This window comes from Candidatus Nitrosotalea sp. FS (genome assembly GCF_011319475.1).
Classification (GTDB): Archaea; Thermoproteota; Nitrososphaeria; order Nitrososphaerales; family Nitrosopumilaceae; genus Nitrosotalea.
In genome coordinates this window covers 1-770 of the sequence record NZ_RCMC01000013.1, presented here as the reverse complement: position 1 = coordinate 770, position 770 = coordinate 1, and the positions used below count along the sequence as shown (strand labels likewise).

General features: G+C 39.8%; 1 protein-coding gene. It reads right to left on the bottom strand.

Annotated features, from left to right (window positions below):
* On the bottom strand, nt 1-269 hold a 269-nt coding region (locus DYY66_RS12775), incomplete at its 3' end, for a phosphatase PAP2 family protein (protein WP_255495933.1).
* Nucleotides 270-770: the final 501 nt, after the last annotated feature.

Here is a 770-nt window from a genome sequence, read left to right as displayed (position 1 = left end):
CGAGAAAAAATGGGTCCCATGTATTTACTAGATGCTACAACTGCAAACGCTACACCAGTGCCAAGAAGTATTCCACCAACTACATCCAGTGGATAGTGAACTCCAACATAGACTCTAGAATATGCAACAAGTGCGGCTTCAACTGCAAGGATTATGGAAGCAATAATCTGCTTGCTTCGATGGAATCGTAAAAGAAGAATTGCTGCACCACCGGAGACAATTGTAGCATGACCGGATGGGAAAGATGGATCAGTGTCACTTGGAACCAACAGATTTTCACTTGAAACCGGGACGNTTCCAAGAGGAATTAGGATCAAGAAAGTTATCGTAAGTAATACAGCAACCTTGCGTCCATCTTTTCTGCCAAAAACAAAAAGCAGTGCTGTCACCCCAATCCATACTGCTTCTCGCCCATATTTTGACAGGTCTACCATTATTTTACTAACAGTCTTTCCTTCAGGATGATTTATTGATACAAACGTGGAATGGTCCCATTCTGATATACCGACATTATTTTGAACAATCGTCAAAGCCAATATTATAAACCCTGCAAATATCATTGCAGATGCTATGACATATTTCATTTAATCAGATTGAAAAATATGTTCATTATAAAACAAGCTCTACAACATCATTTGATGCAGTCAGGATGTACCTGTTCTTCACTTTTTTCCCCACACGACTTGCACTGAAACTGATAGGGTTTGCCACAGACAAGACATTTCTTTAATGTCTCAAGGTCATAACCACAATGCCTACAAGTATCTGCA